Source organism: Pseudoalteromonas sp. GB43, assembly GCF_054923805.1.
Map to the genome: position 1 here is coordinate 27,111 of NZ_JBPCHJ010000002.1, position 14,289 is coordinate 41,399.

Consider the following 14,289-nt stretch of genomic DNA (forward strand, 5'->3'; position numbering starts at 1 on the left):
AGCTGGGTGAGTTATGTCAGTATTGCAACTCGATGGTAATGGCTTGCGCCAAGCGCTACGTATTGCCACGGGCTCAGCACTAGGGTTTACACTGGCAAAATTGATGAACTGGCCTAATGGCATCTTTTTTACTGTTTACCCTATGCTATTGCTCGGTTTAGTGCCTGTGCTTAACATGCATATTATTCGTCAGTTTTATGCAGGCGCGGTGTTCAGTGCGCTGTTCGTATTGGTTGTACAAGGTTTGTTTTCACACCTGCCTGTTGTTATGACAATGATGTGCTTTATCGCATTTGCTTTTTTGTTTTATCAAATGAGCCGTGGCGCTAATTTTTTATTTGGCGCCACAACGGTGGTGAGTTTGTCTATTCAATTGCACTTTTCGACCTACACTGGCAGTGGAGTGAGTATTTATCCGTTGATCATTAGTAACGCTGTTGCCGTTGTGGTCACAGTGGTGTTCTCGATGCTAATGCATGGTTTATTTCCTGATGTAGCACCACGCCAAGGTCGGGTAATGCCAGAAAAAGCAAAAGAAAGTGTGCGTCATGAAGTATTACTTTGCTCAACTGTAGCTACCTTGTCATTCGTTGTTTTTCAGGTCTTTGATTTACAAGATTCAATCTCTGCTCAAGCGGCCTCGGTACTGATATTGTTTTCGTTGTGCTGGAAAGCGGCAGGTATGGCGGCATGGCAACGTGCTATAGGCACCTTAATTGGTTGTAACTTAGCGTTAGTGGCACAGTTATTTTTGTATAACCATACCGATATTTTAATATTTCCTGCGTTAATTCTGTGGATTTTGACCTTTATCTTTAGTCGTTATCACATAATTGGTGGCGGTATTCCGGGTGTTGGTTTTGGTATTATCACCACATTTGGTATTTTGTTTGGCCAGTCATTAGGGCCGGGGCAAGATCTGGTTTACAGCGCGCTGTATCGTTTTTCGTCGGTATCTGTGGCAATACTATTGAGCTTGTGTGCGGTGTATATAATGCATCACATCTTAAATCGCTTTGAAATGACAAGGCATCACACGTTTGAGTAAAGATTAAAAAAGGGAGTTAATCAGAACTCCCTTTTTTATTGTTATTTGATTCGAAAATGGTCGGTAAAGACTTTAATAAATCATCTTGTTTTTTTACGACACTCTGTACGCAGGTTTTTGAGGCGACATCTGCAACCCAAGCGCCCCATTGTGAACTACCTGGTTCTTCACCTGGAGTTGCCCACCATCTGGCTTTATAAAGAATTTCGTTGTAACAGGTTTCACTACCTTGCGGATACGCGTTACCGGCTTGCCATGAATCTACAGCAAAACTCGACATAGGCAAAGCTGACAGCGTTATCATTGCTGCAGCAACAATGCGTGATTTCTGGCCCATACGCGGCTCCTTCATTAATGGTGAGATTGTATGACTATTATAGACGCGGCAGGATTAACCATCAATTAACTTTGTTAACAAGTTACACTTCTTTACAGTTCTGCTTATTTTTGACACGATCTTCTGATGTGAAAGTTAGAATTTTACATTTTTTCTTAATACTTTTGTTTGTCCTCTTTTCGTTTTAGAGTCCATGCGTTTTCTCTGAGAGCTTTTGCTTGGTTTTGTCGCTCTTCGCGCCTTTTGTACTTGAGTGGCATTAAGAATTAATTCTTTCAAACGATTAAGCGCATCCTCTTTGTTCATCTCTTGCGTGCGATGACTTTGCGACTTAATAACAATAACGCCCTCTTTGGTAATTCGAGAATCATTCAAATTAAGTAAACGTTGTTTGTAAAAGTCAGGTAACTTTGAGCGTTTAATATCAAAGCGAAGGTGAATAGCTGTGGCCACTTTGTTGACATTCTGCCCGCCCGCGCCTTGCGAGCGGATCGCACTAAAGTCGAGTTCCCATTCATCAATTGTGACGGTATTAGAAATAATTAACATCAGGTTCAGTTAGCTATGGTAAAAAAGGTATTGTAACATTTGTAATTGGCTAAACATAATAGCTCGACTATTTGCGCCGGTTGCTAACCATTTTGAAAGAAAGGAGATCACGATGAAAGCACTACTTATTTCTATGAGTCTACTTGCGATGAGTTTTTCTAGCTTCGCAGAAGATATTTCTGAAAATCAGCTACAGCGTTACATTAAAGCCCTTCCTGCAGTCTTTAATTGGTCACAAAGCCAATCTGAGTTAGATACTGTAAACCTTGGTGGTATGCTAGGTAGTTCTGATGGTGTTGATAGTTCGTCAGTGATGTCAGCATTAGGTCACATCAAAGAGCATGAGCTTTATACTGAGTTTGCAGCCCTTACCAAACAATATGGTTTCACACCTGAGCAGTTAGTTACTGTTGGTACAGAGGTATCAATGGCGTATTTAGAAAACCTTAAAGCGGGTATGTCTGAAGAGAACAAGCAGCGTGTAAACCAAGCAATGAGTGGTTTACAAAGCCTTACAGCATCATCATCTGATGCGGGTACTCGCTCAATGGCTGGTGCTTTAGAAGGTATTAAAGCAAGTACTGCAACAGCAGATGTTAGCGAAAGTAACGTTAACTTAGTTAAGCAGTATATGCCGCAGTTAAAAGAATTGTTCGCAATGTTGCAGTAACTGCAAAACGAAAAGAAAGCGGCTAGGTAGCCGCTTTTTTTACGCTTACTCGAATACCACAGCGTTTTTTAGATGCAGCTTTTGTTCTGCAGTTGGTAAAAATCCAGTTTGTACAAACTCGCTAAGGCTTGGATGACGTTCAAAGTATAAAATATCAAGGGCGAAACGATTCATGCCGTACAAGCCCCGATGGATCATGTTTGCCGAAAATATCAGTAAGTCACCTTTTTTGAGTACCACACTTTTACCGCGAGTCAGTGAGTCACTATTTCGAGCGCCCTGCTGTTCTAATCTAACTGTTAACTCTTCATCTGAATCCCAGTTTTTATGGCTACCCGGTATTAGTTCTATTCCTGGTTCATCTTCAAAAGCAACGCGGCAATGTAGTACTTCAGGGCCGTTAAGAGCTACTTTTTGCGCATCAAGCTCTAAGTGATACTGCATATCTCGATGCCAATAGTTAGCTTGTTTGGGATTGTATGGGTTAAAGAATAGTTGAGTATTCATAAACTGAGGACCAGCAACAATACCTTTAACCTGTTTCAATAGTGTGTTGGCGCTGACAAACTTAAAAAGAGTAAACTTTTCCTCAGCACTTAAACATGCAGCGCCAGTCAAACCTGAGCTATTAATACCTCTAGATTGATAAAAAGATTGGTTTTCTTGCAACCAGTGTTGATGAAATTTATCGATAATTGGCCTTACTTTACTAAGCTCACTCTCTGTGTAAAGCCCCTTTACATGGTAGTAGCCGTTTTCAGCAAAAAAGTTATTTTTCATTTTCTACCTTGCTAAAATTGCACGCATTTTACTATTAAGCTCAGGCAATACTTGTTGCTCAAACCACGGATTTTTCTTTAGCCAGATATTATTGCGAGGGCTTGGGTGAGGAAGTGGCAAGTAATTTGGCCAATATTCACGCCACGATTTTACTAACTCAGTTAAGGGCAGCTGCTTAGTGTGGGGTAAATGATATGCCTGCGCGTATTTACCTAAGATAATGGTGAGCTCAATATTATTTAGTTGCGCTAAGAGCTTTTCACGCCATGCAGTCGCGCACTCTTTTCTTGGCGGTAAATCACCTGATTTTCCTTTGCCCGGGTAACAAAAGCCCATCGGCAAGATAGCAAAATTGTGGTCATCGTAAAACTCATCACTCGTAACACCAAGCCAAGAGCGAAGCCTTTGCCCGCTTGCATCATTAAAAGGTTTGCCACTTTCATGCACTTTAATCCCCGGCGCTTGACCGGCAATTAAAATACGAGCCTGTGGATTAAACTGAATAACGGGCCGCGCTCCGAGTGGTAAATGAGGTTCGCAGATCACGCATTTACTAACTTGTTCTAATAATGATTGAGTACTCATGAGTTAGTAAAAATATGATCTATGCTTGTTTTGACCAAACTGCTAACTCGTTACCACTTGGCTCTGTGAAGTGAAACCGACAGCCTCCAGGAAAATCAAACAAGGGCTTAATAATTGTTCCACCATGTTTTTCTACCTGCGCTTGCGTCTCTTTAATATTATTTGAATAAAGCACCAGTAGCGCGCCGCCATTATTGGTTAAGCTAGCTAATGGGGCTTGATAAAACCCGCCATCAAGCCCCGCAGATTCAGCGCTAAAGGCCGTGTATTCAGGGCCATAGTCGGTAAATTGCCATTTAAAAACCTGATGAAAAAATGCTTTTGTTGCGGCTAAATCTTTAGCAGCAAATTCAACATAATTTAGGCTATGGTGGTTCGACATGGTAAGCTCCTAATTTAAACTATTCTCAAGCGCCATCGCGCAGTGAAGAGCAGTACTATCAAGTAATGGAATCGATGTATCTGCTTGTTGAACTAATAAGGCTATTTCGGTGCAACCAAGAATAATGGCTTCAGCACCTTGCTGAGTTAGATTATCAATAATGGTTAAATACTCGGCTTTAGATTCTTCCTTGATAACGCCTTTACATAGTTCATCATAAATCACACGATGCACTGTTTCACGCCCCTGTGCATCAGGGATTAATACGTCTATGGCGAATTTATCTGCTAAACGCTGCTTGTAAAAGTCTTGTTCCATAGTGAATTGGGTGCCCAACAAAGCCACTTTTTTAAAGCTATGCTGGATCAGGTTTTCACCAACTGCATCTGCAATGTGTAATAAAGGAATTGTAACCGCAGCTTGTACTTGCTCAGCTAGTTTATGCATCGTGTTGGTACAAATTAATAAATAATCCGCGCCCGCGGCTTCAACTTGCTTAGCGGCCTTAATGAGTATCTCGGCCATCTGTGGCCAATCTTGTTGCTGTTGAAGCATAGCTATTTCGGCAAAATCGAGGCTAACGAGTACTATCTTGGCACTATGCAGCCCCCCAAGTTTGTTTTTAATGCCTTGATTTAAAAGCTGGTAGTAACTTTGTGTAGACTCCCAACTCATGCCACCGATTAAGCCTATTGTTTTCATTGCAGCTCCCTTTTATTTACTTAACACCATATGATATTGCACAGAACAAAGCTAGCAGATCATTATTTTACTAACAGATCGACTTAGTTGGTTCAGTTTCACTATTTAATACGTGCATGCAAATGATAACTACTATCTTTTCTGTTTGTCGGAGATATAATACGGGGTTTTCTTCTCGTGTTATTTTTTAAGGGATTATCATGCATTCTCAATCATTAGATGCAGTGACGACCAATCGCCCTAAAAATACAGCTAAAAAGCGCTCTGTGAGCCTATCTTATCGTGTTGCTGTGTTTTTGCGTTTCGTTGCAGCCATCATTGGTGGTTACGCCTTTACCAGTGTGCTTATTTCATTACTAGCTGTGTTATTACCACTTAATAAACTCGACAGCGTGCTGTTAACCACGACTCTATCGGTATTTTTTTACTGTTGTGTGTTTATTTGGGTGTTTGCAGTTAAGTCTTTAAAGACTGTTTGGATCACTATTTTACTAACAACTGGTGGGCAATTACTGGCCCTTTCATTAATTAAGGGATGGTTATGAAAGAGAGCTTTTTCCGCTCAATGACTTGGCTTCATACCTGGGTTGGCTTACTAGTATGCTGGTTATTGTTCTTAATATTCTTTGCTGGCACCATCAGCTTTTTTAAAGATGAAATCACTATTTGGGCTAAACCCGAAACACACAATGTGCAGCATCAAGCACAACGGGTTCAGTCTCAAGCCGAGCAAATTAATTATGTGTTTGCGCAATTACAGCAACAGGCACCTAATTCATTATCTTGGCGGATAAACTTACCTGAGCCACGTAACCCTGTTTTAAGCTATGGGTTTGCTGAGCCTAAACAGCCAAACAGCGCCGAGCACCTTTCAACTACTCACATTTAGACCCTAATACCTTAGAGCAATTACCCGAACTTCGGGAAACTAAGGGGGGTAACTTTTTCTATCGCTTACACTTTGATTTACATTACATAGATGTATTTACTGCACGGATAATTGTTTGTTTAGCCTCATTATTTATGTTGGTAGCGCTTATAACAGGCATCGTGATCCACAAACGTATTTTTAAAGATATGTTTAGCTTCAGAGCAAACAAAGGTAGTCGAAGTTGGCTTGATGCACATAATGTTTCGTCAGTGCTGGCATTACCATTTCATATCATGATCACCTACACGGGTATTATTACACTGATTTTTATGCTGTTCCCCTACCCTGCCGAGACTGTATATGAAAATGGCTTAAGGCAAATGTTTGATGAGGCATTGCCTATTAATAAACGTGCAAAGCCCAGTGAAGAGCAGCGCCCTATGGTGGCAATCAAAGATGTGTTAGATCAGATTTATACTAAGTCACCGAATGCTGATATTAGCTACGTGTTTGTAAGAAATGCGAATACTGCTTCCTCACAAATCGTGGTTTATTTGGCAACCGGCAAAGAGGTTGTAGATAACGGACCACGCTACTTATTCAATGGTGTAACGGGCGAGCTTGAAGCGAGTTCTGGCGAAGATTGGAGCGCTTCGGCGCAGTTTTATGACTCAATGACGGCATTGCATAGCGGTCGTTTAGCCGAGCCGTTGCTGCGTTGGTTGTATTTTTTCTGTGGCGTAGCTGGCTGTGCCATGATCGCTACAGGCTGCATTATGTGGGCAAAACGCTTACGCGAGAGGCTCAAAGCAGAGCAAAAACCAAGCTTTGGTTTAAAGCTTGTTGAAAGTCTTAATTTAATAACTTTAATGGGCTTGCCGCTAGCAACTTCAGCGTTCTTCATTGCTAATCGTTTATTGCCTTTAGAGTTAGCTGGGCGTGCCGATAAAGAAATACTCGTGTTTTTCTTAACTTGGCTTGCGGTGGCGCTTTCGGCTGTGAGCAGTATAGAAAAACGCCATTGGCGCTATAATGCATGGCTCAATGCAATAGCTTGCTTTCTCGTGCCCGTGGTAAATGCACTGACAACAGATGGTAATTGGATCACGTATTTACTAACTAATCAATGGGCCTTATTCGGTGTTGATAGTGCGTTTATTTGTGCTGGCGTGTTGTTTTTACTACAAAGCAAAAAAATAGCTAGTCACACAGCTGTTATTAACAAGGCAAAACCAAGTAAAAATAGGGTGTTAAAGGAGCAACAAGGATGATGGAGTTACTGCAATTTAGTCTCTGCTTTTTAGGTTTTAATTGTTTTGCGCTGGCAAAATTCAATCATTTTCGTGATGTATTTAAAAAGAAATTAACCGAAAAACAACGAAATAGCTTTTTAGCCAGTGGCTGGATCAGTATTTTACTAAGTTTGGTACTTTGTGTGCTGTCTGATGCTGGGTACGGCGCATTGCTGTTTTGCGGCTATATGGCTTTAAGTGTGCTTATGCTCATGATTTTATACAGTTTTACTGTTTCATGGGTGAAGCATGTCAGTGTATTTACTATGTCTATTTTACTGTTGAGTGGCTTTTCGGTGATGATTTTGTAGTTTAGTTAGTAAAAAACTGATCTGATAGCAATTTGCAATAATGCTTAATTGAGCAAATTTGTTTAAAAAAATGGGTAGGCAATGCCTACCCTAGCAGGGGATTAAATTGGGGGATCACATGTTGCTTCAATTTAACGACGCTAAGTTTGCCTAGCATCCATTACAGTTGTGTTGCACATTCGTGATAGTTTAAAGACAGTTGTAAAGCCCCTTTACGCCCTTGAAAACTTTAAACCCCTGTTTTACATTGATTTTTTAAGCTTCTCTACTTTTGAGGGGTCATCGAGGGTCCATTCTGGTTTCGCATCTGGTATGAACTTACCGTACGTCTTGCGAATCATTGAAACATTACTATGACCTAAATGCGCTGCGACGGAGGCTTCAGGTTCGCCAGCCTTGAGCATCCAGCTCGCAAAGCTGTGTCGGGTTATGTACCTTTTCTTGTAGCCTACGCCCGCAGCTTCAAGAGTTCTTCGCCACGCCTTCATGCTCATGATGTCCGACTTCTTGAACGGTAGCCCCCGCTCCGTCAGCCATACCCTCTCGGAATCGTGCGTTAGCAATTGCTGTTCTAAGACTGATCTCGCGGAAGATGGAAGGTAAATCTTCCTCGCGAGGCCACTCTTCGGCGTCTGAATCGTTCCGTACTTTGTTAAAGTGCGTTTCACAGTGATATATGGTAGACATACGTCCTCTCTCCTTAGTGCCAATGCTTCACCCGGTCTGAGACCAGACCAGAACATAAAAGTTATTAATCGTTTTCGTTGTTCGCTTTTCGTGGCTTCTACTATCCTTTCCGCTTCTTCGATAGTAAATACACTACTTTCGGACAACGCCGCCTCATCTTCTTCGCCTCTCGTCACGGCTTTTGACTTGCGCTCTACGTTGTCTAAGAGTGGACCGAACGGGTCAGCCTCTAAGTCAAGCTCGATAACGGCTCGGCGGACAGCGATCTTAATAGCCCATAGCCTCCTGTTAGCCAAGTACACCGACGGGGCTGTATCTATAACCCTAACTCTAAACTGTTTAGCTTCTTTGGGGCTAAGTTTACTAATGTCCCAATCGCCTACAGCTTCGAGTAGCGGACGAACTAGGTGCTTGTAAACGCGAACAGTGGAGTCCTTGACACGCCCGACGCTTGCGTCAATGAAGTGCTTCTGCAAAATGTGCGATAGCATCTTCTCGTCTTTCTTTAGGCTCGGATCATTGGGGAAATAATCAGCTAAATTGAACTGGCCTAGGCTAATGTCACGCCTAATTGAGTTAAGCATTTGCTCTGCGGCCTTGATGTTCGCTTTAGTTGGTGGTATTCCTAGTGACCGTTTCCATTGTTGCTTTTCATTTGGTGGGCGAAAAGCGATGCGCAGTTTTCCTCTGTGCATTGTTATACCCTTGGGTAAATCAAAATCACTCATGGTTGCTCCTGATGTGATTCACCCCCCACTATTAGATTAAAGTACGGGGATCAGCGTGTCTATAAAATTGGCATAAAAAAAGCCCCCGTTCAATTAAGAGCGGGGGTTTTGTTTTTGTAGTACGATCAACGCATTACTTCAGGGCTTCTTCAGCCAGCTTGTGTAACTTGTCATCCCACTTGTTCTCTGTCTTAGTCGTCAAATACTCTGACGCAAGAAGGAACACCTTTGTTAAGAACTTAGTCGTCATGAAACGAGTAAGAAGGAACGCTGCGAATTTACTCACTCTCAGTGCTCTCCGTCTTTGGGGCTAGTGCGCTAACTGCGGCGATTAAGCCTTCAAGGTCTTGGCCTTGGTAGTTAACCGCTTGAGCTACAGCGCCCAGTGCTTCGTTTGCTTGTCGCGTAGCGTCCATTGAGTCAAGGACACGTGCTTTTAGTTGTGTTACTTGTGCTTGTAACTGTTGAACTTCTTGCTGCATTACTCAACCACCTTAATTACTTCGCGTTTGCAGTGTTCTTCCGCGGCCTGCTCTGCCGTTAAGCCTTTATACACATCAACGGGTAATGTGTAGTCGGCGAAGTCCATGCTGTACGTAGCTGGGTCGATTAGGATATATGGCGCACTGCCAGAGTCCTTCGCTTCTTGCGTAGGCCAGTAAGCCATGCGGTAATTCAACGAGAAGTTCGCGCTGTCCGCAGGGATTGTCCCTTGGCCTTCATCAACGCTGTACGTGAATGTCTCGCTAGTGTTCGCGCTGAACTCTGAACGTAATACTTGGAATACTGCTGCTTCGTGCGCTGTACCCTGTGGGTCTGTAAATGCTGTTGTAAACATTACTGCTACCTTTTTGTTATTGTGAGCTGAGATTATAACGCGGCACTACTACAATTAATAGTAGTGCTACTGTTAATTGATTACACGCCGACGCAACGAACTTTTACCTGTGCGCTTGTAGACAGCGTTTTTGTTGGGAAGTCCTTGTGCCTAGCGTACATTGTGACTGTGCATGTGACAAAGAACTCTTCACGTTTCCTGCCGTACACTGTGACATGCACCGACTTGTTCGCACTCGACCAAGTACCAGGGTTGCCCGAAATAGAGCTGAGCACTGGCTTTTTAAAGGGGCTTGTCGTGCCGTACCCCCTGTGGAACGTATAGTCGAGCGTGTATCTAAACTCGGCATTGTCCTTGATGAACTTGCTGTAACCTAAGTCCCAGTCGTCGGCCTCCCCCGTCCAAATGTTCCAGCCTACACCGGTACTTTGATCACCATACTGGGTGAGCATTAGCCTTGTGTCTCTGTCCCTCGGGTGTAGAGCTATAAAAAACGCTGTCGCTGCCCCTCGGAAGTCCGTAAGCCTTATACTGCCTGACGTCGGAATGCCCGAGTTGGCGGGCATGTCGGGTACATTTCGCCCTTTTCTGAAGTAGTCACGCAGATTACCCGCACCGCCGAAGAAACCCTTAACGTCCAGTAGGCTAAGCTCCCCAGAAGTATGACCGAAGTTGATTACATGATGGTTTGCGGGCACAAGCTCGGTGCTAGTGCTCAGTGTGACGGTGTGGACTCTTGAACCTATACGGACAGTAGACGTTTTGCTCTCTAGCGACCCCGTCGGCGCGCGGAACGCTATTTGGAAATTTCTGCGGAACGTTGAGTTCATAAAGAAATCTGTAACCCAGTTACCGTAGAAGTCTTCTTCATGGCGGTTTGACGCGTACTCAACGAGCCTGAAGCGAACTTCTGGATCATCACTTCTCAGGTGTACTATTGTGTACGACTCAGTTTGCAGGCGGTAGACCTGACTGACGACAAATTCATTCGCATTAAGGCCTGAGTAGCTACTAGTTATAGTTGGGCCTAAGTAGTACGGGTTTGGCTTGTCAATTGACGGCACAACCTCAATGGTGAACGGGTGCTTAGAGCCGTCCACTGGGTCATTTACCCGTAGTGTACTTTTGCCGTAAGGTGCGTTTGATTTGATGTAGTAGACATCGTCCTTGCCGAGTTCGAGTACGGCGTTGTTCGTCTTCGTCCAATACGTTGACTCAAAGCCTGTGATGTTTACTGAGCTGCTTGCGCTGGTGCTAGAGAAAAGGACTTTCGTCCCTCTCTCTACTTTGATGTTGTCCGGAACATCAACCAGCCCATCACGACTTGCTTGAATCTTGATGGTGTCTGCCACTATCTTGCCTCCAATACTTTTACTTTTGCTGTTAGTTCTTTAACGGCCTCAACGAGCATTGCAACAACACCGTTGTATGACACGCGTTTTACGTCGTCTTCCTCGACAACGGCTTCAGGTAGAACGGCCTCAACCTCTTGTGCAATAACGCCCGTTGATGCAGTGTTTTCTAGGTCGGTTCTTATGTAGGTATTACCTGACAGCTTCATGACTTTGTCTAGCGCATTTTCAATCGGTTTGATGTCGGCCTTGATACGGCGATCCGATGTAGCAACGAAATCCGCAGCATAAATTTTCTTCGCGAACGTAGCGCTTCCTTGGAAACCGATACGAGTATATATAGTCCCGCCGTTCTTGAACGTGATGCTGTGCTCTGTTCTACCGCCAACACCGCTGCCGAACTTATAGCCCATACCGTAGTGGGTACTGTGCGTTCGCCAGTCTGTGCCGATAGTCCATATCATTTGTTCTACGCCAGTGCCCAGCTCTTTGTAGTTGCCGACAATACCACCCTCGCCCGTTGGGTTTGGGTTATAGAGCTGGTGCTTGAATCGAATACCGCCATCGGTGTTTATCGACTTTAGAGTATCGGTGCTAGAAGAGTAGAACGCCTTACCTGCGTACGTCCTAACCCACGTGCTGTCCGTCATGTGCAGACCGCCACCGTGCGTAGTGAAGTAGATACCTTCATCGCCGTGCGCCCGATACCAAGTATTCTCGCCGTTTATAACCTCTTTATTGTCAGGGCCGACTGACATACCTTTGACAACGGCAAGTTTACCGTCTGTCCTTACAGGCCAACGACTGTAGATTTCTCCACGCACGTTGCTTGTGTTCGTCCGTGGCGCAAAATTTGAGCCATTTGACGCTGTGTACGTTCCAATGTGAGCAGTGGCATCAAGCTGATTGCCCGCTTCGCTGTGAATCCTGTAAACCGCGCCACCGCCACGCAGCCAGACAACTAGACCGCTTGTAGCGAGCACCATGCCGCCGACCATCGTAGTGTATGTTTCTGAGAACTGGATAACTCGAAGGTCATGGTCGTTGCCACCCCAGCCAGAGTCACCAGACCAGTAAAAGTCGAACGTTAGACCGCCCTTATGTGACGCTGTATTCCAACTATCAGGCGCAACGTCGTTATATCCTCGGTTAATCGAGAAGTGACCGAACATGTACTTTACGCTACCTGTGATCAACACAGGGTAGTAAGTGTTCGCGTCGCCACCGACAGTAATGTTCTTATAGTTAGTGAGTTTAAGGCCGCGAAGCGTAGAGTCATTACCGGTATGCCATGCTTTGTTTTTGCCCAAACCGATGTAGGCTTCTTCCGTCGTCACCTCAAGCATGTTTCTATCGCTTGTCGAGCGGATAGAGAAAGGTGATTCAGCGCCAGTGCCACTGCCACCAACTCTTAGTCTTGGCGCATTATTGTCCCAACCTAAGCTCACACCCGCGCTGTGGTTAAGCGGGTTGTTGGCAGTAACCAATTGCTTCGAAGATATTTCACCCGAAGCTGTGATCGACCCTGTACCACCGATTACAACACTTACTCCACCCTCTGTCTCATGACCATTGCTACCTTTAACAAACCGCGCGATGTCACCACTGCCGAACTGGTTTACGTACAACGTAGCCGCTGAAGAGCTACGGCGGACGAATAGGTAATTGTTCGGAGGACTAGTCGTGCCGATGCGTGCGAAGTTCGTAGCGTGTAGGCCATCCAGTTTGTCTGCGTCAAGGCCTGAGCCTGACCCATCGTTTCCTGCTGTCCAGATCTTATGTCCAGCCACGGTCGCGCCCGCCTGACTCAGATCAATACTGCCGTCTACCTTTGCGACAAATACGTTCGAACTGTTCGATTTAACGACAAGTGCGTTTTCATTGCCTGAACCTGTGCCACGATACTCAATATCGTAGAAGTACGTCGCGTTACCTATTCTGATGTGACCGTCAGCGTTATCGTACGAGCCGTCACCGCCGATCAACAATGCAGTGCCTGTTTTCCTTAACGTTAGGCCTCCATTTATCGTGTTGTTCTGGTCTTTTCGCACATAGCGACCGTCACTCTCGTTTTTAGAGTAGACGCCGACGAACTTACGAACTGCGCTCATGTCATTGCAGAATCGGATATAGTTATCTGATGTACTAACCCGATACGCAATACCACCGCTTATCGAAGTTTGGTTCTGGTAGGTCGAGCGGAACAATCGAGAATACATATCGCCGCTGCCGTTGCGAACCGCCACTGTGTTTGCTGCGCCTGACTGCGACGTTTGGAATCCATCTACCTTATCCGCGTCAAGGCCTGAGCCTGCACCGTCATTCGCTGAGTGCCAAGCTGTGCCGTCACCGATTTTTATTTTTTCCGCAACGCCGAAAGTACCACCGAACCCGCCTAATCCGCTGACCTCCGTCCCTGTGGTCGAATAACCACTTGGCAGGTTTTCTAGCACAGGCTTAACGCCATTGATTGTCCCGTCGAAGCCGCTCAAGGCATGGTTATCCTTGACGATTACACGGTACGCCGACGCTGTTGAAACATAGACCTGTAGCTTCTTGCGCCCATACGTATTGTCCGAGCTACGAATCCAACGTGCGGCCGTGATGCGCTGCTGGTGTCCACCGCTGTTTACCACCGTAAGCCCTTGGTCTTGGTAGCTTCTAAATACGTCCATGTGTATGAAGGCGTGATCGCCACTCTCTGTGTCCCACACGTAGACACTCGCATAGCCGCGACTTCCAGACGACTCTGCGACCGTTACCCAGCCTGCGCCCGCGGTCGAAACTTTGTAGTCCTCAAACTGAGAAATCACGGGCTTTTCTTTAACATCACCCCAGCGAACATCAGTGATGAAGCCCCCACTTGACTTAGTCGGCTCACTAGCTGACATTGATACAGTTAGTCTTGACGCGTAGTTGCCGTGGCCTGACGCAAAATCAGGGTTCGAGATTACCATGTGGTATGTGTAGTTCTCGCCTGAAGTCGGGGCTGGCAAGATGATACGGTCTTCGAATTTGAATGACGTGCTGTATCTTGTGTATTTGAAATCACCCCCGTCTACTTCCGCACCGCTAATAGACGAAGATAGCTTAAGTGTAGACTTCCCATTAGAGAAGTTGAACGGTACACCATTCAGATAAAGCGTAACGTCAAACT

15 protein-coding genes and 1 pseudogene are annotated in these 14,289 nt (G+C 44.9%); 5 read left to right on the top strand and 11 right to left on the bottom strand.

The annotated features are described in order from the left end of the window. Positions 1-13: 13 nt before the first annotated feature. On the top strand, positions 14-1,048 hold the full coding sequence (locus ACRWSG_RS17400) for a DUF2955 domain-containing protein (protein ID WP_138599757.1): 1,035 nt from the start codon (positions 14-16) through the stop codon (positions 1,046-1,048). A gap of 16 nt (positions 1,049-1,064) precedes the next feature. Here ACRWSG_RS17400 and ACRWSG_RS17405 read toward each other — a convergent pair whose 3' ends face one another. Continuing rightward, positions 1,065-1,385, bottom strand: coding sequence for a hypothetical protein (locus tag ACRWSG_RS17405; RefSeq protein ID WP_138617196.1), 321 nt, complete (start codon positions 1,383-1,385; stop codon positions 1,065-1,067). A 135-nt stretch (positions 1,386-1,520) separates the two neighbouring features. Next, positions 1,521-1,934 (bottom strand): alternative ribosome rescue aminoacyl-tRNA hydrolase ArfB, encoded by a 414-nt coding sequence (gene arfB, locus ACRWSG_RS17410; protein WP_138617194.1) that lies wholly within the window; start codon positions 1,932-1,934, stop codon positions 1,521-1,523. A gap of 112 nt (positions 1,935-2,046) precedes the next feature. Here arfB and ACRWSG_RS17415 point away from each other — a divergent pair, with 112 nt between their 5' ends. After that, on the top strand, positions 2,047-2,604 hold the full coding sequence (locus tag ACRWSG_RS17415; protein WP_235373190.1) for a short-chain dehydrogenase: 558 nt from the start codon (positions 2,047-2,049) through the stop codon (positions 2,602-2,604). Between the two features lie 45 nt (positions 2,605-2,649). Here the strand turns inward: ACRWSG_RS17415 and ACRWSG_RS17420 are convergent, their stop codons facing one another. Genes ACRWSG_RS17420 through ACRWSG_RS17435 form a run of 4 tightly spaced genes read right to left on the bottom strand, consistent with a single transcriptional unit; the run spans position 2,650 to position 5,053 of the window. Next, a complete protein-coding gene (locus ACRWSG_RS17420) occupies positions 2,650-3,384 on the bottom strand; it encodes a phytanoyl-CoA dioxygenase family protein (RefSeq protein WP_199528859.1) in 735 nt (244 codons plus the stop codon). A 3-nt stretch (positions 3,385-3,387) separates the two neighbouring features. Next, on the bottom strand, positions 3,388-3,969 hold the full coding sequence (locus ACRWSG_RS17425) for a uracil-DNA glycosylase family protein (protein ID WP_187489696.1): 582 nt from the start codon (positions 3,967-3,969) through the stop codon (positions 3,388-3,390). 19 nt (positions 3,970-3,988) lie between these two features. Next, positions 3,989-4,351, bottom strand: coding sequence for a VOC family protein (locus tag ACRWSG_RS17430; protein ID WP_054553363.1), 363 nt, complete (start codon positions 4,349-4,351; stop codon positions 3,989-3,991). Between the two features lie 9 nt (positions 4,352-4,360). Continuing rightward, positions 4,361-5,053 carry an aspartate/glutamate racemase family protein gene (locus tag ACRWSG_RS17435; RefSeq protein ID WP_199528858.1) on the bottom strand — a complete coding sequence of 231 codons (693 nt, stop codon included), beginning with the start codon at positions 5,051-5,053 and terminating at the stop codon, positions 4,361-4,363. A 200-nt stretch (positions 5,054-5,253) separates the two neighbouring features. Between ACRWSG_RS17435 and ACRWSG_RS17440 the strand changes: the two genes are divergently transcribed. The 3 genes and pseudogenes from ACRWSG_RS17440 to ACRWSG_RS17450 all read left to right on the top strand — a co-directional run bounded on the left by ACRWSG_RS17440 (position 5,254) and on the right by ACRWSG_RS17450 (position 7,527). Next, entirely contained in the window at positions 5,254-5,598 is a 345-nt protein-coding gene (locus ACRWSG_RS17440; RefSeq protein ID WP_206769705.1) for a hypothetical protein, read from the top strand. Continuing rightward, positions 5,595-7,195 (top strand): annotated as a pseudogene (locus ACRWSG_RS17445) (PepSY-associated TM helix domain-containing protein). Before ACRWSG_RS17440 ends, ACRWSG_RS17445 begins: the two are co-directional and overlap by 4 nt. Beyond that, the gene (locus ACRWSG_RS17450; protein ID WP_054553366.1) at positions 7,192-7,527 is read left to right on the top strand and encodes a DUF3325 domain-containing protein; all 336 of its coding nucleotides are present in this window, start codon (positions 7,192-7,194) and stop codon (positions 7,525-7,527) included. Before ACRWSG_RS17445 ends, ACRWSG_RS17450 begins: the two are co-directional and overlap by 4 nt. 242 nt (positions 7,528-7,769) lie before the next feature. On the opposite strand, the gene ACRWSG_RS17455 is transcribed toward ACRWSG_RS17450, so the two are convergent. The 5 genes from ACRWSG_RS17455 to ACRWSG_RS17475 form a co-directional block, all read right to left on the bottom strand. After that, complete coding sequence (locus ACRWSG_RS17455) at positions 7,770-8,942, bottom strand: Arm DNA-binding domain-containing protein (protein ID WP_462166990.1); 1,173 nt, start codon at positions 8,940-8,942, stop codon at positions 7,770-7,772. A 278-nt stretch (positions 8,943-9,220) separates the two neighbouring features. Further along, positions 9,221-9,424: a hypothetical protein gene (locus ACRWSG_RS17460; protein ID WP_250660517.1), complete on the bottom strand. Its 204-nt coding sequence runs from the start codon at positions 9,422-9,424 to the stop codon at positions 9,221-9,223. Then, positions 9,424-9,780 carry a hypothetical protein gene (locus tag ACRWSG_RS17465; protein WP_462166991.1) on the bottom strand — a complete coding sequence of 119 codons (357 nt, stop codon included), beginning with the start codon at positions 9,778-9,780 and terminating at the stop codon, positions 9,424-9,426. The genes ACRWSG_RS17460 and ACRWSG_RS17465 overlap by 1 nt, the downstream gene beginning before the upstream one ends. Positions 9,781-9,860: 80 nt before the next feature. Next, positions 9,861-11,132: a hypothetical protein gene (locus tag ACRWSG_RS17470; protein WP_462166993.1), complete on the bottom strand. Its 1,272-nt coding sequence runs from the start codon at positions 11,130-11,132 to the stop codon at positions 9,861-9,863. Continuing rightward, positions 11,132-12,922: a tail fiber domain-containing protein gene (locus ACRWSG_RS17475; protein ID WP_462166994.1), complete on the bottom strand. Its 1,791-nt coding sequence runs from the start codon at positions 12,920-12,922 to the stop codon at positions 11,132-11,134. Before ACRWSG_RS17475 ends, ACRWSG_RS17470 begins: the two co-directional genes overlap by 1 nt. Positions 12,923-14,289: the final 1,367 nt, after the last annotated feature.